Consider the following 23,651-nt stretch of genomic DNA (forward strand, 5'->3'; position numbering starts at 1 on the left):
AAAAAAGGGCGCGCGTGACGCGCGTCCCCGAAGGCCAAGGCGCGACCAGACCTCGCGCGCGGGCGGTTCTTAGACCAGTTTCCCAGCATCGGAAAGGGTTTTGGGCCGAAATCAACGGCCAATTTGGCCGGATCCTGCGATGAGGCGGCTTTTAGGGCGAAACCGGCTTGCCCAGCCGAAACGCCAAAGGCGCGCAGGCTGGAGGCCCGGCCTGGACTTGAACCAGGTTCAAGAGCGTTGCACCGCTCTTCGCGTCGAAGCTTCCGCCACCGGGCCAAGGGCGATCTTACCGTTCACGGCTCCCGAAGCTACCCGATGCTTCAGTTAACCCTAATTCGGCTTCGGCCTGCGGCGCGCCCGGCGCAGGGCTCGCCACGAAGGTCATGCGCCAGGGATTGTGGCCGATATTCTTCGGCGCGCGCACCGCGCTGAAGCCCGCCTGTTTCAACTTGGCGAGCATGTCGGCCTCGCCGTAGCGCTGCAGGCCGATCTTGGTCCGCAGCTGGCGGTAATCCGACAGCGCGGTGGCGGCGAGACCGACCAGGGCGTCCTTCAGGAACCCATGGGCGCCGGCAAAGCGCAGAAGGGCGATCACATCGCGGGCCATGCCGACATTGGGGCGCAAAATGTCGCCTAGTACCAAGCGGCCGGTCGGCTTCAACAGCCGGCGAATGACGCCGAGCGCCGCGTCGAGCTCGGCCGCGGTCATGTATTGCGCCACCGAGTTCATCACGACGAGGTCGACGGAGGCTTCCGGCATCCCGCGCAACTCGTCGGGCGAGCGTACCCGGATCTTGGTGTTGGGGGCATAGCGGGCGATCAGCCGCCCGCGCACGCCGGGAGCGGGTTCGGCCAGGATCAGCATGGCGCAGGCGTCGGCCACCTTGCCGGCCGACAGAGCCTCGCCGCAGGAATAATCCAGCACGACCGCATCAGGCGAGCTGATGTAGCCGATGATGTCCCGCGCGATCACCTCGAAGTGGAGGTCACGATGCCGCTTGCTCGCGTAAATCGTGTGCGTGGAATCGTAATAGTCGATCCAGTCGTCCATGGTCCCGCGAGCTTCGAATTGAGTTCCTGTGACGGAACCGGGGAGGCCAGCGAGCGTTAACGGGTCCCGTCACCCCTGTCCATGGCCTGCTTTAACAGGAAGGTACCACCGTGAGTAAAGCAAAGACTGACAAAAGCGATCTCGACACCCCGACGGATCTCGCGCCCGACGCGGTCAACAAGATCTCGGCGGCACTGAACACGTTGCTGGCCGACAGCTTCGCGCTGTACCTCAAGACCAAGAACTTCCACTGGCACGTCAGCGGCCGCCACTTCCATGATTATCACCTCATGCTGGACGAGCAGTCGGACGCGATCTTCGCCACCACCGACCAGCTTGCCGAGCGGGTGCGCAAGCTCGGCGGCACCACGCTGCGTTCGATCAGCGAGGTGAGCAAGCTGCAGACCATCAAGGACAACAACGAGGAGTATGTCCCGCCGCGCGAAATGCTGCGCGAGTTGATGGAGGACAACAAGCACATCGCCGCCGCGATGCGCAAAGCCCACGAACTCTGCGACGACAATGACGATCCTGCCACGGCGGGCCTGCTCGAAACCTTCATCGACGAGACCGAGCGCCGCACTTGGTTCCTGTTCGAGGCAAGCCGCCAGGAGGGCAGCAACGCGGCCTGACAGTCAATGACCGGCGTAGCGGGTGCTTCAAGCGCCCGCTGCTATGCTGCATGGCCGAGCGCCGTCCAGCTCCGATACATCATGTAGGCGGCGACCGCGAAGATCATGATCGCGAAGATCTTGTTGAGTGCGCCGCGCTTGGCCGACAAGTTGGTCGCAAGCCGCGCGCCCACCAAGCCGCCGACCACGCCCGCGGCGAGAAACACGAGGGCGAGCGGCCAGTCGATCAGGTCCGAGGCGGCGTAGTTCGCCGCCGTCGTCAATCCGAACGCTGTGACGGATACCAGCGAGGATCCGATCGCGAACAGGATCGGCATTCCAGTCGCGAACATCAGGGCGGGCACGATCAGGAAGCCACCACCGATGCCGAAGAAGCCCGACAAGGCACCGCCTCCGAAGCCAAAGGCCAGGAGCGGAACGAGGTTGTCGCGGTTCAACACCACCGACAGATTTCCGTCCCCGCTGCGCCTGCGCAACATCAGTATGCCAATGATGATCATGACCAGCGCAAACAGCAGCAGCAGTTTCTGGCCATCGATCATCTTGCCGAAGGTCGAGCCGGCAAAAGCGCCGACGATGCCGGCTGCCGCGAACACCACCGCGCAGGGCCATTTCACGTGCCCAGCCCGGGCGTGGTTGGCGAGATTGGCAGCAGCATTGACCGCGACCGCGACGGCACTGGTCCCAATAGCGACATGCGGGCTGCTGACCCCGACCAGATAGACCATCAGTGGCACCGCCAGCACAGAGCCTCCACCGCCGATCAGCCCCAGCGTGAAGCCGACCAAGGAGCCGGAGAGCGAGCCCAGGGCGAGCTGAGCGGCGGGCAGGGCAATCATGAGGATACTCCAACGTTGCGCAAGCAGGCGCCGCCGCTTTGGCGGGAGCAAGTGCATCGATAGGGCTGCGGGGGCGCGCAGCCGGTCAAGTTTACAAGGTATCGAGCGGAACTTTGAGGAATCGCCGTCCGCCGCTGTCGGCCACCGGCAGCTGCCCGCCTTTCATGTTCACCTGCAGCGAAGGGATGATGAGGGTCGGCATCGCCAGCGTCCGGTCACGTGCTTCACGCATCGCCACGAATTCGTCCTCGCTGATGCCCTCGCGCACATGGATGTTGTGGGCACGCTGGTCGGCCACGCTGGTCTCCCAACGGGCGGCGCGGCCGTTCGGTCCATAATCATGGCACATGAACAGACGGGTCTCGGGTGGCAACGCCAGCACCCTCCGGATCGAGCGGTAGAGCTGACGGGCATCGCCGCCGGGGAAATCCGCCCGCGCCGAACCGCCATCGGGCATGAAGAGCGTGTCGCCGACGAACGCCGCGTCTCCGACCACATGGGTCATGCAGGCCGGCGTGTGACCCGGCGTATGTATCGCGAAGGCTGTCATCCCGCCGATCTGGTAGGTGTCGCCATCCTTGAACAGCCGGTCGAACTGGCTGCCGTCACGCTGGAATTCGGTGCCTTCGTTGAAAATCCTGCCGAAGGTTTCCTGCACGATCCTGATGTTTTCGCCGATGCCGATCCTGCCGCCAAGTTTGGACTGGATGTAGGGCGCGGCCGACAAATGATCGGCATGGACATGGGTCTCGATCAGCCACTGCAGCTCAAGCCCACGCCCTTTGATGAAGTCCACGATCGCGTCGGCAGATCGATGGGCGATCCGGCCCGAGGCATAGTCGATGTCCATCACAGAATCGATCACGGCGCAGGCGCGTGAGGTGGGGTCCGCGACGACATAGCTGACGGTGTTGGTGGTTGGGTCGAAAAATGGCGTAACCTCCGGTTTCACGGAGAGATCAACGGGGTGGGGGATCTCGAACATCTTCATGCTCCGTTACTCAAAGCGGGAGTTGCCGCCGTGACACGACGAGCTGCCAGAGTCCGCGCGGTCGCCATGCCAACCAACATCGCGATCGCGAAGAGAATCGCCTTGGCTGAACCGTAGCCGAGATCGACAAAGGCGGGACCCGGGCAGATGCCGGCGAGCCCCCAGCCGACGCCAAAAATGGCCGCTCCCGCCACGAGGCGCCGATCGAGCCCGCGCCTCGGAGGCAGCAGGTGGCTGCTTGCCAGAATCGGGCGCGGCCGCCTCAGGACCAAGCGGAATCCGGTGAACGTCACCGCGATGGCACCGATCATCACGAATATCAGACTGCCGTCCCACGCCCCTTTGTCGATGGCCGCCAGATCGAGGAAATTCAGAACCTTCGCGGGGTTGGAAAGGCCGGACAGCAGCAGCCCCAGCCCGAACAGCAGGCCGACGAGGAATTGGATCAAGATTGTCATGTGACACTTGACGCTTAGATCGCATGCCGAATGATGAAGACCGTCGCAAATCCCATGCCCATGAAGACCAGCGTGGCCACCATCGAGCGACGCGATAGGCGTGAGATTCCGCAGATCCCGTGTCCCGATGTACAGCCGTTGCCCCAGACTGCGCCGAAGCCGACCAACAGGCCCGCAGCCACCAACGCGAGGTTGCCGGCCCCGATGACGAGTGGGGGCAGAGCCCCACAGGCCAGCCGAAGGACAAGCGGAGCGCCGACGAGGCCCGCAATGAACGCCAACCCGCTGGCAGCATCGCTGCTCATTGGACCCAGCAGCCGTGCGGCGATGCCGCTCACGCCGGCAATGCGGCCCAGGAAGGCCATCAGGATCACGGCCGACAGTCCAATGAGGACACCGCCTGCCAAGGAGGCGCCGGGGGTGAATGGAGTGATCATCTGGAACAAGTACATCCGCTTAAATTCGTATCTTCGAATATGATAAAGTAAGCGGCATGAAAATGCAAAGCAATCGCAGCCGCAAGGGTTCACATCTAGGCGAGCTGGAAAGCAAGGCCGAGGAAGTCGCAGGCCTGCTTGCGGCGATGGCCAATGCGCGGCGGCTCGTTGTGCTCTGTCAGCTGATCGACGGCGAACGGTCGGTCGGCGAGCTGGCCGGGAATGCGGGCTTGAGTCCGGCCGCACTGTCGCAGCACCTCAGCAAGCTGCGTGCTCTCGGCCTGGTGGCGACCCGTCGTGACGGGCAGACCATCTATTATCGGCTGGTGAGCCCGGAGGTCCGGGCGGTGCTGCAGACGCTGTACGGGCTTTATTGTACGTGAGTGCGCTGCCACAACTTTGTGAGCGGGCCGTCCTTTCCCATCGGGTCGGTCTTCGGCAGCGGCACCTGCGGAATAGTCTTCAGCGCCTTCGCGTGATCTTCCGGCGTCGGCCGGGTGATCTGCATCTTCGGCCCCGGCGGATAGGCGCCGACCACGGAAAAATCATCGCTCGCGGACATGCATTGATGGCCGGTGCCGGCGGCCAGGATGGCGACATCGCCGGGCGCGAGATCGAAGTCCTTGCCGTTGTCGCCGCCGAAGCGCACCCGCGCCGAGCCACGCCGAGTGCCTCATGTACGGTCGAATGGTAATGCAGATAATCGAAGATACCATTGCGCCACATGTCGCCCCAGCCGTTGGCGCCGAACAGCTGCTCGATCGTCTGCTCGGGATCGCCGCCGCCAATGGCCACCGCGCCCTTATAGACCAGGAACGGCATCGGATTGTTCGGCACCAGGCCGTCATCCTCGAAGACGACGGTCAGCGGTTCGATCTTCTCCTTGATCGCAGACATGCGGGGCCTCCGGACGATCCAAGCCTAAGCTCGGATCAACCGAGGTCAGATCGGCACGTTCCACTCGCGTGCCGCGATCACAAAAGCAAACGCCCGGGAACGGGCCCGGGCGTTACCTGAAATCTGCGTTGCCTGAATCTACGATGGGGGCGGCTTACGCGCGGGCGCGCTTCTTCTCCCGCATCAGCTCGGCGAAGCGTTGGAACAGGTAATGCGAGTCGCGGGGACCGGGCGAGGCCTCGGGGTGGTACTGCACCGAGAACACCGGCTTGCCCTCCAGTTGGATACCGCAATTGGTTCCGTCGAACAGCGAGATATGGGTCTGGGTGGCGCCCGCGGGCAGCGTCGCCTGGTCGACCGCGAAGCCGTGGTTCATCGAGGTGATCTCGACCTTGCCGGTGGTTTCGTCCTTCACCGGGTGGTTGGCGCCGTGATGGCCCTGATGCATCTTCTTGGTCTTGGCGCCGACGGCGAGCCCCAGCATCTGGTGGCCGAGGCAAATCCCGAAGGTCGGCGTGCCCGAGGAGATCACCTGCTGGATCACCGGCACGGCATATTTCCCGGTCTCGGCCGGATCGCCGGGGCCGTTGGAGAGGAACACGCCGTCCGGCTTCATCGCCAGGATGTCCTCAGCCGAGGTCGTGGCGGGGACGACCGTGACCTTGCAGCCGACGCCGGCCAGCAGGCGCAGGATGTTGCGCTTGATGCCGTAATCGATCGCGACCACGTTGAATTCGGGCGCGGTCTGGCGGCCGAAGCCTTCGTTCCACACCCAGGGCGTCTCGTCCCAGGTGAAGCGCTGGGCGGAGGTGACCATCGGCACCAGGTCCATGCCTTCCAGGCCCGGCCATTCCCGCGCTTCCTTCTTCAGCGCATCGAGGTCGAACTTGCCGTCCTTGGCGTGCGCGATCACCCCGTTCGGCATGCCCCTGGAGCGGATCAGCGCCGTCAGCGCGCGGGTGTCGATGCCGGACAGGCCGATGATGCCGCGGGCGCGCAGCCATTGGTCGAGATGGCGGGTGTTCCGGTAGCTCGAGGGATCGGTGATCGCGGTGCGCAGGATCACCCCGCGTGCACCCGGCGTCGCCGCCATGTTCACCGTCTCGATATCCTCGTCGTTGGTGCCGACATTGCCGATATGCGGGAAGGTGAAGGTGATGAGCTGGCCGGCATAAGAGGGATCGGTCAGGATCTCCTCATAGCCGGTCATCGCGGTGTTGAAGCAGACCTCGCCCACGGCGTGGCCTTCGGCGCCGAGGCCATGGCCTTCCAGCACCGTGCCGTCGGCGAGCACGAGGAGCGCGGTCGGCTTGGGGTCCGACCAGGCGGCGTCAGTATCGATCTGTGTCATGAGGCCTCTACATAGTCTCCCGGCACGGCCGCGTCAAAGCAGGAGACGGCGGTTTTCCGCACGTCTTCCGCGGACTTGGCCGGCAAATTGGCATGCCAGATCGGCAGAACGCCTCAGGAACCGAGTTGTTTCGAGGCTGCGAACCGCCTAGATCAGCCCGAACGATCTTGAAGAGGGCACGATCATGCTGCGCGACGACATCAACACCGCGGTCAAGGAGGCGATGAAGGCCAAGGACGAGCGCAAGCTCTCCACCCTGCGCATGGTCAATTCGACCTTGAAGAACGCCGACATCGCCGCGCGTGGCGAAGGCAAGCCGCCCTTGACCGACGCCGAAGTGCTCGCGGTGCTGCAGAAGATGATCAAGCAGCGCCAGGAATCGGTCGAACTTTATGAGAAAGGCGGGCGCGCCGAGCTCGCCGCCCAGGAGCGCGAGGAGATCGCTGTCATTTCGGCCTATCTGCCGAAGCAGATGAGCGAGGACGAGGTGAGGGCGGCGATATCAGCTGCCGTCGCCGAGACGGGGGCAGCCGGCATGAAGGACATGGGCAAGGTCATCGCGGCCCTGAAGGCCAAGTACACCGGGCAGATGGATTTCGCCAAGGCGAGCGCTCTGGTGAAGGCCTCGCTGGCGGGATAGTCGCTCCCAGCCAAAGCCTGAACTGTTTCCAAACCGCCATGCCCGGGCTTGTCCCGGGCATCCACGTCTTTAGAGTTACGAGAAAGAACGTGGATGGCCGCGCCAAGCGCGGCCATGACGGAGGAAACGGTGCTCAAGGAAACGTCCGACTACGACCAGCTCTACCGTGATTTCCGCTGGCAGATTCCGGCGCAGTTCAACATCGCGGTGGCCTGCTGCGACCGCCACGCCGACGGCTCGGGCCGGCTCGCGCTGACGGTCGTCGAGGAGGACGGCCGCGCCCGGCGCGTCTCCTTCGACGAATTGCGCGCATTCTCCAGCCGTTTCGCTCATGTGCTGAAGGCCGATGGTCTGGCGCAAGGCGACCGCGTCGCGGTGTTCCTGTCGCAATCCCTGGAATTGCCGATCGTCCATCTTGCGGCGTTCCGCGCCGGCCTTGTTTCCGTGCCGCTGTTCACCTTATTCGGCGAGGACGCGCTGCAATTCCGATTGGCGAACTCCGGCGCCAAGGTCGTCGTCACCGACAGCGGCGGCTTTGCCAAGCTGGCTGCGATCCGCGACCGGCTGCCCGAGCTGAAGGCGATCTATGTCACGGATGGCGATGGTGCGGGCGCCAAGCCGTTCTGGCCGGCACTCGAAGCTGCTTCGGACCGCTTCCCGACCGTCGCGACGTCATCCGACGATCCCGCCATCATCATCTACACCTCCGGCACCACGGGGAATCCGAAAGGCGCCTTGCATGCGCATCGCGTTCTGCTCGGACATTTGCCCAATGTCGAGATGGTGCACGGCTTCCTGCCCAAGCCCGGCGACGTGATGTGGACGCCGGCGGACTGGGCCTGGATCGGCGGCCTGTTCGATGCACTGTTTCCGGCCTGGTATCATGGCGTACCGGTGGTCGGCTATCGCGCCAGGAAATTCGAGCCTGACGCAGCGATGCAGCTGATGGCCGATCATGCCGTGCGCAATGTCTTCCTGCCGCCGACCGCGCTGAAGCTGATGCGGCAGGCGAACGTCAAGCACGAGGGCGTGAAGCTGCGCAGCATCCTGACCGGCGGCGAGTCGCTCGGCGCCGAGCTGCTGGGTTGGGTGCGCGCGACCTTCGGCATCGATGCGCACGAGATCTACGGCCAGACCGAGTGCAATCTCGTGGTCGGCAACAACGCAAAACTGTTTCCGATCCGCCCTGGCTCGATGGGCAAGGCCACGCCGGGCTTCGAGGTCGTGATCGTCAACGACAGGGGCGAGGAGCTGCCGCGCGGCGTCAGGGGCATCATCGGCGTGCGCCAGCCCAACCCCTGCACCATGATCGAATATTGGCGCAATCCGGAAGCCACGGCCAAGAAGTTCGCCGGCGACGTGCTGCTGACCGGCGATCTCGGCACCCAGGATGAGGACGGCTATTTCTGGTACGCGAGCCGCGAGGACGATGTCATCACCTCGGCCGGCTACCGCATCGGCCCGTCGGAGATCGAGGACACCTTGCTCAAGCACCCGGCGGTGGCGCTGGCCGCCGTCGTCGGTATTCCCGATCCAGTCAGGACCGAGGCGGTGAAGGCCTGGATCGTGCTGCGGCCCGGCTTTGCCGGCACGGATCAGCTTGCGCGCGAGATCCAGGACTTCGTGAAGGTGAAGCTCGCAGCCCACGAATATCCGCGGCACGTGGAGTTCACGGACACCCTGCCGATGACGGCGACCGGAAAGGTGCTGCGGCGCGAGTTGCGCGCGCGGGGCTAGTCTTCAGCGTCACCCGCGCGCATTTTTGGTGCGCGTCGGCCGCGAGCCGAGGGAAAAAGCGGCCGCGGGACGCCTCCATCCGCCTTACAAGTTCAAATTGAAATTGCACCGCATCCGCTGCTAGCATCCTCCAAAATAAACATAGGGGAGGGCAGGCCGATGACAGCATCCGTCTCAGGCAAGGTCGACCCCGTGGTGCGGCGCATCACCACGGCCGACATCGCCGAAGCATTGACGCAAGGATTGCGCGATTTCCAGGCGCAGCCGTTCTACGGACTCGCCTTCGGCGGTCTCTATGTTCTGGGCGGCATCAGCATCCTGATGTGCCTGACCGCGTTCGGCATGGTCTACCTGGCCTATCCGCTCGCGGCCGGTTTTGCGCTGATCGGCCCGTTCGTTGCGATCGGACTCTATGAGGTGAGCCGCCGCCGCGAAGCCAAGCAGCCGATCTCGCTCGGCGCAATCTGGCGCACCATCACTTCGCGGGCCGAGATCGGCTGGATGGCGTTCGTGACGCTCTTTTTCTTCGTGGTCTGGATGTATCAGGTGCGGCTGCTGATCGCGCTGCTGCTCGGGCTGAACGCCTCGTTCTCGAGCATGCGCGAATTCCTGACGGTTGTGCTGACCACGAACGAAGGCCTGCTGTTCCTCGCGATCGGCAATCTCGAGGGCGCCGCGCTGTCCCTGATCCTGTTTTCGCTGACGGTGGTCTCGTTCCCGCTGCTGCTGGAGCGCGAAGTCGATTTCGTCACCGCGATGATCACCAGCGTGCGCGCGGTGGTGACGAGCCCGGTGCCGATGATCGGCTGGGCCGCGATCATCGTCGTCTTGCTGACCGTCTCGGCGCTGCCTTATTTCCTCGGGCTGCTCGTCACCTTGCCGGTGCTCGGCCACACCACCTGGCATCTCTACCGCCGCATCGTCGCGCCGGTGGCGGCCTGATACTCTGTCAGCGATCTCACTGTCGCCCCGGCGAAAGCCGGGGCCCATAACCACAGGACGGGGTCGTTTCGCGAGATATCAGTTGCGACGTTCTTGGCGCTAGCTTGTCCGCGGCGTTTGGGTCCCGGCTTTCGCCGGGACGACCCGCAGAGTACGTCATGGCACCGCGATCCCCATCGCCTTCAGCGCCGCCAGCATTTTCGCCGGCGGGGCCATCTTCACCGCCAGCGGCCGACCGGTCTCGAGCAGGCTCTTCAGGCTGGACAGGATCGCCGGCCAGCCCTGCCGGCCGCCTTCGAGAATGTCGTCGGGGAGCGGCCGCTCATGCGATTCGATCATGGTGAGACGGACGGCGTCGCCGGCCGGCTCGATCTCGTATGTGACCAGCGTCTGTCCGAGCGCCTCGATCAGCGCTGGCCAATTGACGTTGAAGGTGACGGTGAGCTTACGCGGCGGATCGCATTCGATCACCTCGCCGCTGATATGCAATGCGCCGTCCGGTGTCCGCACGATATAGCTGCCGCCGATCTTGGGATCGATTTCGATGGCATTGCCGAAGAAATATTGCCGGCTGAACTCCGCCGAGGTCAGCGCCTCCCACACCTTCTCGGGCGTGGAGGCGATGTAGATCGTGTAGACGGTGGCGGGCTTGAACTTTGCGATATCCATGGCTCAGCCTTTCTTTCCGAGCGCCGACCGCGGGATTGCCAGCGCGGTGCCGGTTTCCAGCAAACTCTTCAGGCTCGATAGAATCGCCGGCCAGCCGTTGGAGATCGCATTCAGCAACTTGGGCGCGCCGTCGAAGCCTTCATGGGTCAGCGTCAGCTTGACGAATTTGCCGTGCTGCTCGATCGCGAACACGACCTTGGTCGGTCGCTCGTTGCGAAATTCGTCGCTCAGCACGTGCTGGAAGGTATAGGAGAGGCGGCGCGGCGGGTCGAATTCCAGGATCTCGCCGATGTCGCTGGTCGTGCCGTCCGTCACCAGCGCAAAGGGCGAGCCGACGCACCAATCGGATCGTAGCTCGGTGCCGAACCAATAGGACTTCGAGAACTCGCTTGATGTCAGAGCCTGCCAAAGCCTGTCCGGCGTGGTCTCGATATAGGTGACGTAGACGAATTCCGGCCTACTCATGGCGTTTCTCCAATTGCCGTTTCAACTCGCTGAGCGCTGCCAGCTTGCCGCGCTCGAATTTCTTGATCCAGCGTTCGCCGATCTCGTGGATCGGGACCGGGTTGAGATAGTGCAGCTTCTCGCGGCCGTGCCTGATCGTCGTAACCAGATTGGCCGCTTCCAGAATCGCAAGATGCTTGGTCACGGCCTGTCGCGTCATGTCGAGGCCGTCACAGAGCTCGTTCAGGGTCTGGCCGTTACGGGCATGAAGCCTGTCCAGCAGCGACCGCCGCGATGCGTCCGCCAGTGCTTTGAAGACCTCATCCATGCGTTTCAAAATAGGCAACCATTCGGTTGCATGTCAAGAGCGTGTGTTCGGTGCCGGTCCTTGCCGTGCTAAACTTCGGATCTAGCCGGCGATCAGACCGGTGACGAAAAGAAGGGTGGACGCGCATGCGGAACGGCGTCGGCTTGGCGGTCTTGGTTCTCAGCTTCGTGGTGCCCTTTGCCACCTCAGCCCAGCAGGTGATCGGAGCGCCGCCGGAGGCGTCGAACATGAAGCTGGTCGGCTTCAATGACCTGCAGGCGCGCGGCGCCTATCAGCCGACCATCCATCATCAGGGCGACCGTTGGATCGCCTATATCGGCCATCACGGCGGCACCGATGCCGTTCCTGATCCGGTCAATCCGCTGACGGGCAAGGCCGAGCCGAACGGCACCTCGATCGTCGACGTGACCGATCCCGCGCATCCGCGCTATCTGCACCATATTCCGGGGCAGGAGGGCAAATATGAAGGCGGCGGCGCGCAGATGGTGCGGGTCTGCGATGGCAAGACTTTGCCGAAGGGCGATCGCAATGCGGTCTACATGCTGCGTACCTTCGGCAGCGAGGCGCATGAGATCTGGAACGTTGCCGATCCCGCAAATCCGGTGTTGGTCACGCGCATCGGTGGGCTGAAGGACACGCATAAGAGCTGGTGGGAATGCGACACCGGCGTCGCCTTTCTGGTGTCAGGCGCGCCGGACTGGCGCGTGCGGCGCATGACGCAGGTCTATGACCTCTCTGATCCCACGCATCCGGTCAAGATTCGCGACTTCGGGCTGCCCGGCCAGGAGCCGGGTGCGACGGGCGCGGTGCCGACCGAATTGCACGGGCCGATCTCGCTGGGGCCGCAGGGCAACCGGGTCTATTTCGGTTACGGCACCGACAAGGGCGGCATGCTGCAGATCGTCGATCGCGACAAGCTGTTGAACGGGCCGAAGGAGCCGACCCCGGAAAATTTGCGTTATCCCGAGATCGCGCGCCTGCCGATGTCGGCTTTCAACGGCGCACATACCACGTTCCCGATGAAAGGCATGCCGATCGCGGAATACGCCAGGGACAAGGATGGTCAGAGCCGGGACATCGTCATGATCGTCGACGAGGCGATTCAGAACGAATGCGGCGAGCCGCGGCAGATGGTGTGGTTCGCCGACGTGACCACCGAAACGCGGCCGATGATGATCTCGAGCTACACGGTGCCGGAGGAGAGCGGCCATTTCTGCAGCCGCGGCGGCCGCTTCGGCTCGCATTCCTCCAACGAGAGCATGGCCCCGGTCTTCTACAAGAAGCTGGCCCTCATCGCCTTCTTCAATGCCGGCGTGCGTGCGCTCGACATTCGCGACCCCTATCATCCGCGCGAGGTTGGCTATTTCATCCCCTCGATCACCGACAAGACCGATAAGCGCTGTGTCACCATCGAGGGCGAGGAGCGCTGCAAGGTTGCGATCCAGACCAACAATGTCGAGACCGACGACCGCGGCTATATCTATGCCGTCGATCGCGCCAACACCGGCCTGCATATTCTCGAGCTGACCGGTGAGGCGCGCGCCATCGCCGGCCTGCCGCCGCAATAGCGGGCCGCCATGCGACCGCAACCGCTCCTCGTCATCGCGTTGCTTGCGATCAGCGTCGCCTGGGCTGCGTTCGTGTTCGAGATGGTGCAGTCGCGTGCCGCGCGGCATGACGATGTTGGAATGGGCAAGCTCGGCTGGCGCGAGATCGCCTGGCCGTTTCCGCGCGATGGCTGGCCGGCGGGACGCGCCTTCCGCTGCCAATCTTCATCCTGCGTTCCCGACAGTGAAATCTATCTTCGCGCCAAGCTCGGCTTCTGCAATTGCGACACCGGGGTGGCCGATGATGACGAAGTGGATCGCGTCGCCGACATCGACCTGATCAGCCCGCGTTTTGTTGCGCATGAAGCCGGCCGCGCGGTGCGCGTTGCCGAGCTCAGCGGGCGTGCGCGAAGTTATGATCTCGAAACCGGCGGAGCATCTCACGGTGCGGTCGGCTTCGCATTGTCGCACCGTTGCGACCTGATGGTCGCGGTGATCGAGGGCAGGGCGGCTCAGCCCTTGCTGCAGGATGCCGCGCAGCAGTTCCTGGCCTCGCACGAGGTGCGGCGCTGGATGATGGCGGCGCTGGGCGGCGGGAAGTAGCCCTCAGCCCAACCCTCCCGGCGCGAGCGATGCTCGTCGCATCCCCGTAGGAACGGGAGAGGGGAGCGCACCGCGCGCCGCACTTTCCTCCACGCCTGCATCATGCATTAATATGCAATATGCGCCTCATCACAACATCGAGCCCCGCCCATGTCCCTGCAAGCCTATCTCGCTTTCGTCGCCGCGTGCATCGCGCTGGCGCTGCTGCCTGGTCCCGTTGTCACGCTGCTGATCGCCAATGGCTTGCGCCACGGCACCCGCGCGGCGCTGGTCAACATCGCCGGCGTGCAGACCGGGCTCGCGATCGCGATTGGCGTCGTCGCGATCGGCCTGACCTCGCTGATGGCCACGATGGGCTATTGGTTCGAATGGGTGCGGTTGCTCGGAGCGGCCTATCTCGTGTGGCTCGGCGTCAAGCTGATCCGCACGCCGATCGAAGGCCTTGCGACGAGTGATGCGCCGCCACCACCGCCCCGCGGGGGCTTTTTCCTGCAGGGGCTTCTGGTGCTGTTGTCCAATCCGAAGATCATGGTGTTCTTCGGCGCGTTCCTGCCGCAGTTCATGGACATGAACCGCGATCACGTCCCGCAGGTCGCCCTCCTCGGCGTCACCTTCATGATGATCGCGGGCCTTACCGATGGTGTCTATGCGCTGCTGGCGGGCCGTGCGCGCAAGCTGTTCTCGGCGCGACGCACGCGGCTGGTGTCGCGCATCTCCGGCGGCTTCATGATCGGCGGCGGCGTCTGGCTCGCGCTGACGCGGTCGCGTTAGCAGAGAGGCGTAAGACATTCACAGCTGTCGTCCCGGACAAGCGCTTGTCCGCCGAAGCCTAAAAGGCGAAGGCGGAAGCGCAGCGAGGGCGATCCGGGACCCATACGCCGCAGCGGAAATTGTTGCGATGAAAGATGTCACGGGCATCTCGCATCGAACGCCGGCCGATGGTTATGGGCCCCTGCTTTCACAGGGGCGACAAGCGAACGTATTGGGTCAGTATCGGCCCCAACACGTGCTGACCTGTTCCGCAACGTCGTTCCTAGACTCCGATCGTCCCCTTCACGCAGATCGTGACGTCGCCGCCGATCCAGATCGTCTCTCCGTCCTGCGCCACGTGCACACGGCCGGCGCGGCCGAGCACGGTGCCCTGCGCGGCGACATATTGCCTCGGTGCAATTCCGGCCCCGATCAGCCATTGCGCCAGGCTTGCATTGAGACTGCCGGTCACCGGGTCCTCGCCGCCACGGCCCATGAAGCCTCTGACCTCGAACTGCGCATCGGTGCCGTCACTTGCCGGATCCCACAGAGCGACAACCCCGAGCGACTGGTTGGGGAGAATGCTCGCATCGTGCTTCAGCGCCAGCACCTCGCTGCGTGAGCCCATCAGCACTGCGACCCAGCCCGGGCCGTTGTCGACCCACTGCGCGGCCCGGAATGAACCTTCGGTCACCCCGAGCGCTTGCGCAATGCGGGCCTTTAGCTCGGGCTCGACCTCGCCGGAGCGGCGCTGCGGAGGCGCCGCGAACGCCAGCCTTGTATTTTCCTTTGCGCCATCGCGCTTGATCCGCACAAGGCCTGCCCCGCATTCCTGCACGACGTGCTCGCCCTTCGCCTGGCCGCCCAGCGCGAGCCAGACGTGACAGGAGCCGAGCGTCGGATGGCCGGCGAACGGCAGCTCGCGCTGCGGCGTGAAGATGCGGACGCGGTAATCCGCCCCCGGCGCCTGTGGTCGCAGCAGGAAGGTGGTCTCTGACAGATTGGTCCAATTGGCGATCCGCTGCATCGTCGCATCGTCGAGGCCGTCCGCCTCGGCGATCACGGCGAGCGGATTGCCCTTGAACGGAACGGCGGAGAAAACGTCGACCTGGTGGAACGGCAAGGTCTTCATGCGTCGTCTCCTCTAGGCTCTATGCCCGCCAGAACGGCTTGGTCGCCTCACGGCGAACGGCTTCGGGATCGAGACCGCAGTCGCGCAGCTGATCGTTGTCCAGTGTCGCCAGTTCATGCCGCCAGGACCAGCGCTGCAGCCACGTTTGCGGAAGCTGCAACAGCGTGCCTTCTCCGTGGGCAGTTTGCGTGGTTGCCCAACGCTGCGCCAGGGAATATGTCATGTGTCACCTATTGCTCTTCAAGTCCTTCATTGTTCGGAGAGCAATCGCGCAGTACAATGTTCGGTGCAATTAAAACATTGCACTCGGAGCAATATAGCATGAATGCTTCGTATACCGTTCTGGTCGACGCCATCGCAGCCGATATCGCCAACGGCCGGCTCAAGGCCGGCGACCGGCTGCCGCCGCAGCGGCAATTCGCTTATGAGCGGGGCATTGCCGCCTCGACCGCGGCACGGGTCTATGCCGAGCTGTTGCGCCGGGGCCTCGTCGTCGGGGAGGTCGGCCGCGGCACCTTTGTTGCGGGTGAGACGCAGGCGCTGTTGCCGGCACTGCGGCTGGAGCCGTTCGATGGCCGCATCGACCTCGAGTTCAATTTTCCGACCCTGCCCGACCAGGCTGCCTTGATCGCCAAATCGCTGCAGAGCTGGCAACGGCCGGACGTGCTGGGCACGGTGCTGGCCCCGATCACCCAGCGCCGCCTGGCCGAGGCCGGGCGGACCAGCGCGAGCTTTTTCGCGACCGATCGCTGGCGGCCACGGGCGGAGAATTTCCTGTTCGCCGGCAGCGGCCGGCAGTCGCTGGCGGCGGCCGTGTCAGCGCTGGTCCCGGTCGGTGGTCGGCTCGGAGTCGAAGCCGTCACCTATCCGATGATCAAGGGCATCGCCGCCCGGCTCGGTGTCACCCTGGTGCCGCTCGCGATGGATGGCGAGGGCATCCGTGCTGACGCGCTGGTCAAGGCGCATCGCGCGCACGCGCTGAACGCGATCTACCTCCAGCCGGTGATGCAGAATCCGCTCGGCCACACCATGAGCGATGCCAGGCGCGAGGAGATCGTCCGCATCGTCCGCAAGCTCGACCTGATGATCATCGAGGATCTGGTCTACGGTTTCCTGAGCGATGCGGCGCCGCTCGCCTCGCAGGCCGAGGAGCGCGCGGTGATCGTCGACAGCCTCGCCAAGCGGCTGGCGCCGGGCATTGCCGTGGGCTTTCTCTATGTGCCCTCGCATCTGCGCGAAAAATTCGCGGTCACCGTGCGCACGGGCGCGTGGTCGGTGACGTCGCTGGCGCTGGCCGCCGGCATGGCGCTGCTGGCCGACGGCACCGCGGCGGAGATCACGCGGCGCAAGCGGTCGGATGCGGTGGCGCGGCAGGCGATCGTGACCGAATGTCTGGCGGGCTATCACATCGACGCCGATCCGCGCTCCTATCACGTCTGGCTCAATCTGCCGGACGGCTGGCGCGCCGAAACGCTGACCGCGGCCGCCGCGCGCGCCGGCATCGCGATCACGCCGGCCAGCGCCTTTGCCATCGCGCATGGACATTCGCCCAATGCAGTGCGCCTCGCGCTCGGGCTGCCGAGCCACGGCGAGCTGCGTATTGCCTTGACGCGTCTTGCCGGCCTGCTCGCCGCAAGGCCCGATGAGAGCGACATGACGGAGTAGGCCGCTCCGCGCGGGCTCAGACCAGACCTTGCGCCCGCAGGGTCACTTCGATCTCGCCAAGGATCCGGACCAGCCGTTCGGCCCATTGCTGCTGGCCGTCCGCGTCCGCGATCAGGTCCTGGCGGATTTCGATGCCGGAGTTGATCAGCCCGCGCGCCTCGCCATGGACCGGGATGGTGTAGTCGGTTGCTTCGCTGACGGCATAAGGCTGGTTGTCGCCGACCACGAGCTCCGGCTCGGCGCGCAGCGCCTGCAGCAAGAGCGGCGGCAGCGTGCGGTCGCGCTGGTAGAGCGTGCCGACATGCCAGGGCCGCTTGATGCCGGCATAGACCGGCGTGAAGCTGTGCAGCGCCAGCAGCAACGTCGGCTGGCCGGCGCGCTGGCGCGCCTCGATCACAGCACCGATGCGGTCATGATACGGATCGAAGATGGTGCGACGCCTGAGCTCGGCGGCCTCGTGCGTCAGGCCCTCATTGCCCGGGATCGTGGTGTGCTCGCTGATCATCGGGATCGCGTTCGGCGCCTTCGGTGGTCGGTTGCAGTCGATCACGAGCCGCGAATAGCGCTGCGCGATCAGATGGCCGTCGAGCGCGTCGGACACGGCCTCCGCCACGCCGGCGATGCCGATGTCGACAGCGATGTGACGTTCGAGCTCGCTCGCGGGCAGGCCGAGGTCGCCGAGCGCGCGGGGCAGCAGCCGGCCGTAATGATCGCAGGCGAACAGGAATGGCGAGCGGCCGCCCGCATTCCGTTCGAGCACAGGCGGGATCTCATCGGCCCCGAGCAGGGTGGATGCGGCGGCGTTGCCTTGGACAGTCATGACGTGATTCGGGGCCTTCAGGGACGAGATGATGATCCTAAAATCGGGCAGACGAAAGTCCATCCGGGCACGCTCGTGGCTTTGACGTCGCCCCGCCGAGCTTCGCTTCGCTCGCGATGGCGGCTATAGAGCCGCATGACCTCCGACCTGCTCTTCGTTTACGGCACCTTGATGCGCGGCTTCGATCATCCGATGGCGCGGCTGCTCGCGGCCAATGCCGAGTTTCTCGGCGAAGCCCGCTGCCAGGGCCGGCTCTATCTGGTGAAGCACTATCCCGGCCTCGTGCTCTCCGACGATGCCGCCGACATCGTGCATGGCGAGCTGTTCCGCCTGCGCGAGCCGCTCGCCCTGCTGGCCGAGTTCGACATGTATGAAGCCTGCGGCGAGGGCTTTGCCGAGCCCACCGAATATGTGCGGCGGCTGCTCGATGTGCGGCTTGCCGACGGCAGCTCGCGGGAAGCCTGGACCTATCTCTACAACTGGCCGGTCGCGGAGCTGCCGCGGATCGGTTCGGGCAGGTTCCTGGAGCATTGATGCCAGGAGCCCTGTGAATAGCCCGTACAACGGCGATTAAGTTCACATTTTGTGAACTGCTCCTATATGCCTAGTACCTTGGCATCGGCCGGAGACAGCCCCCAACCCTATGGCCCGCTTCACGCAGGAATTTCTCGACGAGCTCCGCGCCCGGCTCCCGGTCTCGGACGTGGTCGGCCGCCGCGTGAAGCTGAAGAAGGCCGGGCGCGAATATAAGGGCCTGTCGCCGTTCCAGCAGGAGAAGACGCCGTCCTTCTACGTCAACGACCAGAAGGGCTTTTACCACGACTTCTCCTCCGGCAAGCACGGCAACATCTTCGATTTCGTGATGGAGACCGAGGGCGTTTCCTTTCCCGAAGCCGTCGAGCGGCTGGCGGGCCTCGCCGGGCTGGCGCTGCCGGTGGCGACGCCGGATGCCGCGCGGCATGAGCAGCATCGGAAGTCTCTCTATGACGTGATGGAGCTGGCGGCGAAATTCTTCGCTGAGACGCTGGCCTCGCGGCTGGGTGCGAAAGCGCGCGGCTATCTCGCCGATCGCGCGATCCAGCCGCAGACGCAGCTCGCATTCCGGCTCGGCTATGCGCCCCCCGAACGTTTCGCGCTGAAGGAGTTTTTAGGATCCCACGGCATTCCCGTCACCGACATGGTCGAAGCCGGGCTGCTGATCGGCGGCGACGACATCCCCGTTCCATACGATCGCTTCCGCGATCGCGTGATGTTCCCGATCACCGATGCCAGAGGCCGCGTGATCGCCTTCGGCGGCCGTGCGCTGGAGAAGGACGTTCCGGCCAAATATCTCAATTCGCCGGAGACGCCGCTCTTCCACAAGGGCGACAATCTCTACAACCTCGCCACTGCGCGCCAGGCGACGCATAACGGCAGCGCCCTGATCGTGGTCGAGGGCTATGTCGACGTGATCGCGATGGTCACGGCGGGCTTTCCAGGCGCCGTGGCGCCGCTCGGCACCGCGCTGACGGAAAACCAGCTCGCGCTGCTCTGGAAGATGGTCGACGAGCCGATCCTCTGCTTCGACGGCGACCGCGCCGGACAGAAGGCCGCCTATCGCGCCGCTGACCTCGCGCTGCCGCACCTGAAGCCCGGCAAGAGCCTGCGCTTTGCGCTGCTGCCCGAAGGCCAGGACCCCGACGATCTGGTCCGCTCGGGCGGCCGCGGCGCGGTCGAGGAGGTGCTGGCCGTGGCCAAGCCGCTCGCCGAGGTGATCTGGAGCCGCGAGATCGAGGGCGGCAGCTTCACCACGCCGGAGCGGCGCGCGGCGCTGGAGGCGCGGATCGGCCAGCTCACCAATGGCATCGGCGACGAGGTGGTGCGCCGCTACTACCGCCAGGACCTCTCCGAGCGGTTGGGGCGCGCCTTCGCTCCCGAAGGTGGCCGCGGCTTCGGCCGCTCCTTCGGTGCCGAATCAGGACGCCGTTTTGCCCCGCGCGGTCCCGCTCTGGGACAGTCATCTGGACGGTTGTCCACAGGCCCCCGCCGCGGCGGCGGCTTATCCACAGGGGCGCCACTGGGCCGCGGACCCTACCAGGCGGCGAGCCCACAACTCGCGGCCAGCCCGCTGATGCGCGGCCAGCGTTCGGCGATCTCGCGCCGCGAGGCGCTGATCCTGCTCTGCCTCGTCAATCATCCCTGGCTCCTGCACGACCATCTGGAGGAGGCGGCCGCGCTGGAACTTCCGCACATGGAAGCGCACAAGCTGCGTGCCGCCATCATCGCCGCCTTCGCGCATGACCACCACCATTCGCCGGATCCGGAGGAGCAGGCCGAGAAGATGCGCGCCGATCTCGATGCGGCCGGATTTTTACAAATTCTTCAAAGGGTTGAGCGTGCGATCACCACCGCCGCGGTCTGGGCGGTCGGGCCCGGCGCAGCGCGCGCGGACGTTCTTTCCACCTGGCATCAATTGGTTGCCTTGCATCGGCAGTGGCACACATTATTTAGGGAATTGAAGGACGCCGAGCTGGCGCTTGGGGACGACCCGAGCGACGCAAATCTGGGTTGGCTGAAGGACGTGAAGGCCAGAATGGCCGAGATGGACGGGACCGAAGCGCTCATCGAGGGCTTCGGGGAACTGTCCGGCCGGTTCAGCCGGAATGTGTAGCGCACATCCGGTCGAACGGTCCGCCACCAGGCCTTGCGACGCCAGGCCTCGCGAAATGACTCGCCAAACCCATGGTTTGGCTGCACAAACAGGGTTAAGCGAAGTTTAAGGGGTCCGGAGCATTTTCAGGAGTGGGGTCGCTGGGGCCGTCGGCAGCCGCGTTACGTTGGATGGCGTAACGGCGGGCGTCGTCCGACTGTAAACCGGTATCGCTTTTGCAGGCACACCGCAGGGTAAGACGTCGCATGGTAAGACCATGCCGTGTGCAAAAAAGCTTTCGCCGGGCCTTAAAGCGACACACCGGTGACAGAAATTAGGGGGTGGCGACGTAAAAGTGCGCCACCCTTTCCGCGTCGAGGACAGTAAGTAGATCAGGCGGGTGCCGCAATGCCAAGGTGCGAGATTGCCACAGGCAAAGCGGGCGCGTTTCGGGAGCAATGAATGGCCACGAAGGCAAAGACGCTGCAGGTGAAAGACAAGGAAAAGGACGACAAGGCGGTGGATACGCCTGAGAAGGACGCCACCGATGCGCCTTCCCCGTTGCTCGACCTGTCGGACGCCGCCGTCAAGAAGATGATCAAGCAGGCCAAGAAGCGCGGCTTCGTGACCTTCGATCAGCTCAACGAAGTCTTGCCGTCCGACACCACCTCGCCCGAGCAGATCGAGGACATCATGTCGATGCTCTCCGACATGGGCATCAACGTCACCGAGGCCGAGGACGCCGAGGGCGAAGAGGACAAGGACGAGGCCGAGGACGAGACCGACAACGAGCTCGTCGAGATCACGCAGAAGGCCGTCACCGAGGTCAAGAAGTCCGAGCCGGGCGAACGCACCGACGATCCCGTGCGCATGTATCTGCGCGAGATGGGCACGGTGGAATTGCTCTCGCGCGAGGGCGAGATCGCGATCGCCAAGCGCATCGAGGCCGGCCGCGAGGCGATGATCGCAGGGCTCTGCGAAAGCCCGCTGACCTTCCAGGCCATCATCATCTGGCGCGACGAGCTCAACGAAGGCAAGATCTTCCTCCGCGACATCATCGATCTCGAAGCCACCTATGCCGGCCCGGAGTCCAAGGGCGGACTCAACCCGGCGATTGCCGCGCCCAATGGCGGTGACGGCGAGACGGCCGAGGCCGATCCGCCCGAGGCGCAAGGCGCCGCACCGGCTCTTGTCGCCCCGCCTGCCGCTCCCCCGCAGCCGACCCCGTTCCGTCCCGCGCCTGCCGCCGCTGACGTGGAGGAAAAGGATCCGGGCGAGGCCGCAGCCGAAGCCGACATGGAGGACGACGAGTTCGAGAACCAGATGTCGCTCGCGGCCATCGAGGCCGAGCTGAAGCCGAAGGTGGTCGAGACCTTCGACAAGATCGCGAGCGAGTACAAGAAGCTGCGCCGCCTGCAGGAGCAGGACATCCAGAACCAGCTGCAGAGCGAGTCGCTCTCGCCCTCGCAGGAGCGCAAGTACAAGAAGCTGAAGGACGAGATCATCGTCGAGGTGAAGTCGCTGCGGCTGAACCAGGCCCGCATCGACTCGCTGGTCGAGCAGCTTTACGACATCAACAAGAAGCTGGTCTCGTTCGAGACCCGCCTGATGCGGCTGTCCGACAGCCATGGCGTGGCGCGCGAGGACTTCCTGCGCAACTACCAGGGCTCGGAGCTCGATCCGCGCTGGCTCAATCGCGTCTCGAAACTGTCGGCCAAGGGCTGGAAGAACTTCGTCCATTACGAGAAGGACCGCATCAAGGAGCTGCGCCAGGAGGTGCAGTCGCTGGCGGCGCTGACCGGGCTCGAGATCGTCGAATTCCGCAAGATCGTGCACTCGGTGCAGAAGGGCGAGCGCGAGGCGCGCCAGGCCAAGAAGGAGATGGTGGAAGCCAACCTTCGCCTCGTGATCTCGATCGCCAAGAAATACACCAACCGCGGCCTGCAGTTCCTCGACCTGATCCAGGAAGGCAATATCGGGTTGATGAAGGCGGTCGATAAGTTCGAATACCGCCGCGGCTACAAGTTCTCGACCTACGCCACCTGGTGGATCCGGCAGGCGATCACGCGCTCGATCGCCGACCAGGCCCGCACCATCCGCATCCCCGTGCACATGATCGAGACGATCAACAAGATCGTGCGCACCTCGCGCCAGATGCTCAACGAGATCGGCCGCGAGCCGACCCCGGAGGAGCTGGCCGAGAAGCTCGGCATGCCCCTGGAGAAGGTGCGCAAGGTCCTGAAGATCGCCAAGGAGCCGCTGTCGCTCGAGACCCCGGTGGGCGACGAGGAAGACAGCCATCTCGGCGACTTCATCGAGGACAAGAACGCGATCCTGCCGATCGATGCGGCGATCCAGTCCAACCTGCGCGAGACCACCACGCGCGTGCTGGCTTCTTTGACGCCGCGCGAAGAACGCGTGCTGCGCATGCGCTTCGGCATCGGCATGAACACCGACCACACCCTGGAAGAGGTCGGCCAGCAGTTCTCGGTCACCCGCGAACGCATTCGTCAGATCGAAGCCAAGGCGCTGCGCAAGCTGAAGCATCCGTCGAGGTCGCGGAAGCTGCGGAGCTTCTTGGATAACTGATCGTCAGTCAGTTCTGAATGTCATTGCCGGGCCTGCTTGCCTGCCGTAGCCTTGGCGAAGGCGGGACCCGGCAATCGAGAGAACCGCGGCGGGCCGAAAGGTCCGCCGCTTTGCTTCTTAGGCCAAGTCCGATATTTTTTGCTCGCTCAATTGCGAGCGGGCTCGCCATCGACACGGCCGAGCAGCTTGGCCGCACGCGCCAGTTGGAAGTCCGGGAGGCGTCTCGATTGACGCCTCGGTATTCCGCTGAAAAATCTTGTCCAGTCAGGAAGGATGATGATGAAGTGCCGTGCCGCTCTTGCTTTTGTGGCTTTGCTCGCAACAACATCGGTAGTATCGGCCGAGTCGATGCCGCTGAGGCCCGGATATTACGTCCAGCGTGATACGCCGTGCGAACGGGCTTCAAATGCTACCATAATGCTCTATGACGGTGTCTCATTCGGTGCGGCGCATGTCGAGTGCCGCAAGCCGGTGATCCGAAAACTGGTCGATGGCTCCTA

The 23,651-nt window shown here is 64.5% G+C and carries 24 protein-coding genes, 1 tRNA gene and 1 pseudogene; 12 read left to right on the forward strand and 14 right to left on the reverse strand.

Annotated elements, in window-relative coordinates; translation table 11 throughout:
- Positions 1–199: 199 nt before the first annotated feature.
- Positions 200–276 (reverse strand) — tRNA-OTHER (locus QXZ85_RS26010).
- A 10-nt stretch (positions 277–286) separates the two neighbouring features.
- Positions 287–1,051 (reverse strand): class I SAM-dependent methyltransferase, encoded by a 765-nt coding sequence (locus QXZ85_RS26015; RefSeq protein WP_315769056.1) that lies wholly within the window; start codon positions 1,049–1,051, stop codon positions 287–289.
- Between the two features lie 110 nt (positions 1,052–1,161).
- Between QXZ85_RS26015 and QXZ85_RS26020 the strand changes: the two genes are divergently transcribed.
- Positions 1,162–1,683, forward strand: coding sequence for a DNA starvation/stationary phase protection protein (locus QXZ85_RS26020; RefSeq protein ID WP_315701477.1), 522 nt, complete (start codon positions 1,162–1,164; stop codon positions 1,681–1,683).
- Between the two features lie 41 nt (positions 1,684–1,724).
- Here the strand turns inward: QXZ85_RS26020 and QXZ85_RS26025 are convergent, their stop codons facing one another.
- From QXZ85_RS26025 to QXZ85_RS26040, 4 genes are all read right to left on the reverse strand, one after another.
- The gene (locus tag QXZ85_RS26025; RefSeq protein ID WP_315701476.1) at positions 1,725–2,522 is read right to left on the reverse strand and encodes a sulfite exporter TauE/SafE family protein; all 798 of its coding nucleotides are present in this window, start codon (positions 2,520–2,522) and stop codon (positions 1,725–1,727) included.
- Positions 2,523–2,613: 91 nt separating this feature from the next.
- Complete coding sequence (locus tag QXZ85_RS26030; protein ID WP_315701474.1) at positions 2,614–3,507, reverse strand: MBL fold metallo-hydrolase; 894 nt, start codon at positions 3,505–3,507, stop codon at positions 2,614–2,616.
- Between the two features lie 2 nt (positions 3,508–3,509).
- On the reverse strand, positions 3,510–3,971 hold the full coding sequence (locus QXZ85_RS26035) for a DUF6691 family protein (protein WP_315701473.1): 462 nt from the start codon (positions 3,969–3,971) through the stop codon (positions 3,510–3,512).
- Between the two features lie 14 nt (positions 3,972–3,985).
- Positions 3,986–4,408 (reverse strand): YeeE/YedE family protein, encoded by a 423-nt coding sequence (locus QXZ85_RS26040; protein ID WP_315744637.1) that lies wholly within the window; start codon positions 4,406–4,408, stop codon positions 3,986–3,988.
- Positions 4,409–4,464: 56 nt separating this feature from the next.
- On the opposite strand from QXZ85_RS26040, the gene QXZ85_RS26045 reads away from it, so the two are divergent.
- Positions 4,465–4,791, forward strand: coding sequence for a metalloregulator ArsR/SmtB family transcription factor (locus QXZ85_RS26045; RefSeq protein WP_315701470.1), 327 nt, complete (start codon positions 4,465–4,467; stop codon positions 4,789–4,791).
- Here the strand turns inward: QXZ85_RS26045 and QXZ85_RS26050 are convergent.
- Together QXZ85_RS26050 and carA are read right to left on the reverse strand one after the other, a co-directional pair.
- Positions 4,779–5,305: pseudogene (locus tag QXZ85_RS26050) on the reverse strand (hypothetical protein). The gene QXZ85_RS26045 and the pseudogene QXZ85_RS26050 overlap by 13 nt on opposite strands.
- 154 nt (positions 5,306–5,459) lie before the next feature.
- A complete protein-coding gene (gene carA / locus QXZ85_RS26055; protein WP_315701469.1) occupies positions 5,460–6,656 on the reverse strand; it encodes a glutamine-hydrolyzing carbamoyl-phosphate synthase small subunit in 1,197 nt (398 codons plus the stop codon).
- 184 nt (positions 6,657–6,840) lie between these two features.
- Between carA and QXZ85_RS26060 the strand changes: the two genes are divergently transcribed.
- From QXZ85_RS26060 to QXZ85_RS26070, 3 genes are all read left to right on the forward strand, one after another.
- On the forward strand, positions 6,841–7,296 hold the full coding sequence (locus QXZ85_RS26060; RefSeq protein WP_316175095.1) for a GatB/YqeY domain-containing protein: 456 nt from the start codon (positions 6,841–6,843) through the stop codon (positions 7,294–7,296).
- Positions 7,297–7,425: 129 nt separating this feature from the next.
- Positions 7,426–9,033 carry an acyl-CoA synthetase gene (locus QXZ85_RS26065; protein ID WP_316175206.1) on the forward strand — a complete coding sequence of 536 codons (1,608 nt, stop codon included), beginning with the start codon at positions 7,426–7,428 and terminating at the stop codon, positions 9,031–9,033.
- A gap of 159 nt (positions 9,034–9,192) precedes the next feature.
- Positions 9,193–9,975, forward strand: a complete 783-nt coding sequence (locus QXZ85_RS26070) for a DUF2189 domain-containing protein (RefSeq protein ID WP_316175097.1) — start codon at positions 9,193–9,195, stop codon at positions 9,973–9,975.
- Between the two features lie 156 nt (positions 9,976–10,131).
- Here the strand turns inward: QXZ85_RS26070 and QXZ85_RS26075 are convergent, their stop codons facing one another.
- Genes QXZ85_RS26075 through QXZ85_RS26085 form a run of 3 tightly spaced genes read right to left on the reverse strand, consistent with a single transcriptional unit; the run spans position 10,132 to position 11,416 of the window.
- Positions 10,132–10,644, reverse strand: a complete 513-nt coding sequence (locus tag QXZ85_RS26075) for an SRPBCC family protein (protein ID WP_315701466.1) — start codon at positions 10,642–10,644, stop codon at positions 10,132–10,134.
- A 3-nt stretch (positions 10,645–10,647) separates the two neighbouring features.
- Positions 10,648–11,109, reverse strand: coding sequence for an SRPBCC family protein (locus QXZ85_RS26080; protein WP_315701465.1), 462 nt, complete (start codon positions 11,107–11,109; stop codon positions 10,648–10,650).
- Positions 11,102–11,416 (reverse strand): metalloregulator ArsR/SmtB family transcription factor, encoded by a 315-nt coding sequence (locus QXZ85_RS26085; protein ID WP_315701464.1) that lies wholly within the window; start codon positions 11,414–11,416, stop codon positions 11,102–11,104. Before QXZ85_RS26085 ends, QXZ85_RS26080 begins: the two co-directional genes overlap by 8 nt.
- A 125-nt stretch (positions 11,417–11,541) precedes the next feature.
- Between QXZ85_RS26085 and QXZ85_RS26090 the strand changes: the two genes are divergently transcribed.
- The 3 genes from QXZ85_RS26090 (at position 11,542) to QXZ85_RS26100 (ending at position 14,337) form a co-directional block, all read left to right on the forward strand.
- The gene (locus tag QXZ85_RS26090; RefSeq protein ID WP_316175099.1) at positions 11,542–12,984 is read left to right on the forward strand and encodes a hypothetical protein; all 1,443 of its coding nucleotides are present in this window, start codon (positions 11,542–11,544) and stop codon (positions 12,982–12,984) included.
- 9 nt (positions 12,985–12,993) lie between these two features.
- Positions 12,994–13,566 (forward strand): hypothetical protein, encoded by a 573-nt coding sequence (locus QXZ85_RS26095; RefSeq protein ID WP_315701461.1) that lies wholly within the window; start codon positions 12,994–12,996, stop codon positions 13,564–13,566.
- Between the two features lie 150 nt (positions 13,567–13,716).
- Positions 13,717–14,337 carry a LysE family translocator gene (locus tag QXZ85_RS26100; protein WP_315701460.1) on the forward strand — a complete coding sequence of 207 codons (621 nt, stop codon included), beginning with the start codon at positions 13,717–13,719 and terminating at the stop codon, positions 14,335–14,337.
- Positions 14,338–14,599: 262 nt separating this feature from the next.
- On the opposite strand, the gene QXZ85_RS26105 is transcribed toward QXZ85_RS26100, so the two are convergent.
- Both QXZ85_RS26105 and QXZ85_RS26110 read right to left on the reverse strand, forming a co-directional pair.
- Positions 14,600–15,448, reverse strand: coding sequence for a PhzF family phenazine biosynthesis protein (locus QXZ85_RS26105; protein WP_315763105.1), 849 nt, complete (start codon positions 15,446–15,448; stop codon positions 14,600–14,602).
- 19 nt (positions 15,449–15,467) lie between these two features.
- Positions 15,468–15,671 (reverse strand): hypothetical protein, encoded by a 204-nt coding sequence (locus tag QXZ85_RS26110; RefSeq protein ID WP_316175101.1) that lies wholly within the window; start codon positions 15,669–15,671, stop codon positions 15,468–15,470.
- A 98-nt stretch (positions 15,672–15,769) separates the two neighbouring features.
- On the opposite strand from QXZ85_RS26110, the gene QXZ85_RS26115 reads away from it, so the two are divergent.
- Positions 15,770–17,113 (forward strand): PLP-dependent aminotransferase family protein, encoded by a 1,344-nt coding sequence (locus QXZ85_RS26115; RefSeq protein ID WP_410050912.1) that lies wholly within the window; start codon positions 15,770–15,772, stop codon positions 17,111–17,113.
- Positions 17,114–17,129: 16 nt separating this feature from the next.
- Here QXZ85_RS26115 and QXZ85_RS26120 read toward each other — a convergent pair whose 3' ends face one another.
- Positions 17,130–17,933: an N-formylglutamate amidohydrolase gene (locus tag QXZ85_RS26120; protein WP_315763103.1), complete on the reverse strand. Its 804-nt coding sequence runs from the start codon at positions 17,931–17,933 to the stop codon at positions 17,130–17,132.
- 135 nt (positions 17,934–18,068) lie between these two features.
- On the opposite strand from QXZ85_RS26120, the gene QXZ85_RS26125 reads away from it, so the two are divergent.
- The 3 genes from QXZ85_RS26125 to rpoD all read left to right on the forward strand — a co-directional run bounded on the left by QXZ85_RS26125 (position 18,069) and on the right by rpoD (position 23,151).
- The gene (locus QXZ85_RS26125; RefSeq protein ID WP_315701455.1) at positions 18,069–18,467 is read left to right on the forward strand and encodes a gamma-glutamylcyclotransferase family protein; all 399 of its coding nucleotides are present in this window, start codon (positions 18,069–18,071) and stop codon (positions 18,465–18,467) included.
- A gap of 109 nt (positions 18,468–18,576) precedes the next feature.
- Positions 18,577–20,583, forward strand: a complete 2,007-nt coding sequence (gene dnaG / locus QXZ85_RS26130) for a DNA primase (RefSeq protein ID WP_316175105.1) — start codon at positions 18,577–18,579, stop codon at positions 20,581–20,583.
- 441 nt (positions 20,584–21,024) lie between these two features.
- Complete coding sequence (rpoD, locus tag QXZ85_RS26135; protein ID WP_315701452.1) at positions 21,025–23,151, forward strand: RNA polymerase sigma factor RpoD; 2,127 nt, start codon at positions 21,025–21,027, stop codon at positions 23,149–23,151.
- Positions 23,152–23,651: the final 500 nt, after the last annotated feature.

This window comes from Bradyrhizobium sp. SZCCHNGR1005, from assembly GCF_032489995.1.
Classification (GTDB): domain Bacteria; phylum Pseudomonadota; class Alphaproteobacteria; order Rhizobiales; family Xanthobacteraceae; genus Bradyrhizobium.

Excerpts from the sequence above, each read along its gene's own strand:
- QXZ85_RS26105 (WP_315763105.1), bottom strand. The coding sequence starts at position 15,448 with ATGAAGACCTTGCCGTTCCACCAGGTCGACGTTTTCTCCGCCGTTCCG.
- QXZ85_RS26095 (WP_315701461.1), top strand. The coding sequence starts at position 12,994 with ATGCGACCGCAACCGCTCCTCGTCATCGCGTTGCTTGCGATCAGCGTC.
- QXZ85_RS26090 (WP_316175099.1), top strand. The coding sequence starts at position 11,542 with ATGCGGAACGGCGTCGGCTTGGCGGTCTTGGTTCTCAGCTTCGTGGTG.
- dnaG (WP_316175105.1), top strand. The coding sequence starts at position 18,577 with ATGGCCCGCTTCACGCAGGAATTTCTCGACGAGCTCCGCGCCCGGCTC.
- QXZ85_RS26045 (WP_315701470.1), top strand. The coding sequence starts at position 4,465 with ATGAAAATGCAAAGCAATCGCAGCCGCAAGGGTTCACATCTAGGCGAG.
- QXZ85_RS26075 (WP_315701466.1), bottom strand. The coding sequence starts at position 10,644 with ATGGATATCGCAAAGTTCAAGCCCGCCACCGTCTACACGATCTACATC.
- QXZ85_RS26040 (WP_315744637.1), bottom strand. The coding sequence starts at position 4,408 with ATGATCACTCCATTCACCCCCGGCGCCTCCTTGGCAGGCGGTGTCCTC.
- QXZ85_RS26015 (WP_315769056.1), bottom strand. The coding sequence starts at position 1,051 with ATGGACGACTGGATCGACTATTACGATTCCACGCACACGATTTACGCG.
- rpoD (WP_315701452.1), top strand. The coding sequence starts at position 21,025 with ATGGCCACGAAGGCAAAGACGCTGCAGGTGAAAGACAAGGAAAAGGAC.
- QXZ85_RS26025 (WP_315701476.1), bottom strand. The coding sequence starts at position 2,522 with ATGATTGCCCTGCCCGCCGCTCAGCTCGCCCTGGGCTCGCTCTCCGGC.
- QXZ85_RS26085 (WP_315701464.1), bottom strand. The coding sequence starts at position 11,416 with ATGGATGAGGTCTTCAAAGCACTGGCGGACGCATCGCGGCGGTCGCTG.
- QXZ85_RS26110 (WP_316175101.1), bottom strand. The coding sequence starts at position 15,671 with ATGACATATTCCCTGGCGCAGCGTTGGGCAACCACGCAAACTGCCCAC.
- QXZ85_RS26100 (WP_315701460.1), top strand. The coding sequence starts at position 13,717 with ATGTCCCTGCAAGCCTATCTCGCTTTCGTCGCCGCGTGCATCGCGCTG.
- QXZ85_RS26035 (WP_315701473.1), bottom strand. The coding sequence starts at position 3,971 with ATGACAATCTTGATCCAATTCCTCGTCGGCCTGCTGTTCGGGCTGGGG.
- QXZ85_RS26125 (WP_315701455.1), top strand. The coding sequence starts at position 18,069 with ATGACCTCCGACCTGCTCTTCGTTTACGGCACCTTGATGCGCGGCTTC.
- QXZ85_RS26080 (WP_315701465.1), bottom strand. The coding sequence starts at position 11,109 with ATGAGTAGGCCGGAATTCGTCTACGTCACCTATATCGAGACCACGCCG.
- QXZ85_RS26070 (WP_316175097.1), top strand. The coding sequence starts at position 9,193 with ATGACAGCATCCGTCTCAGGCAAGGTCGACCCCGTGGTGCGGCGCATC.
- QXZ85_RS26115 (WP_410050912.1), top strand. The coding sequence starts at position 15,770 with ATGAATGCTTCGTATACCGTTCTGGTCGACGCCATCGCAGCCGATATC.
- QXZ85_RS26030 (WP_315701474.1), bottom strand. The coding sequence starts at position 3,507 with ATGTTCGAGATCCCCCACCCCGTTGATCTCTCCGTGAAACCGGAGGTT.
- QXZ85_RS26060 (WP_316175095.1), top strand. The coding sequence starts at position 6,841 with ATGCTGCGCGACGACATCAACACCGCGGTCAAGGAGGCGATGAAGGCC.
- QXZ85_RS26120 (WP_315763103.1), bottom strand. The coding sequence starts at position 17,933 with ATGACTGTCCAAGGCAACGCCGCCGCATCCACCCTGCTCGGGGCCGAT.
- carA (WP_315701469.1), bottom strand. The coding sequence starts at position 6,656 with ATGACACAGATCGATACTGACGCCGCCTGGTCGGACCCCAAGCCGACC.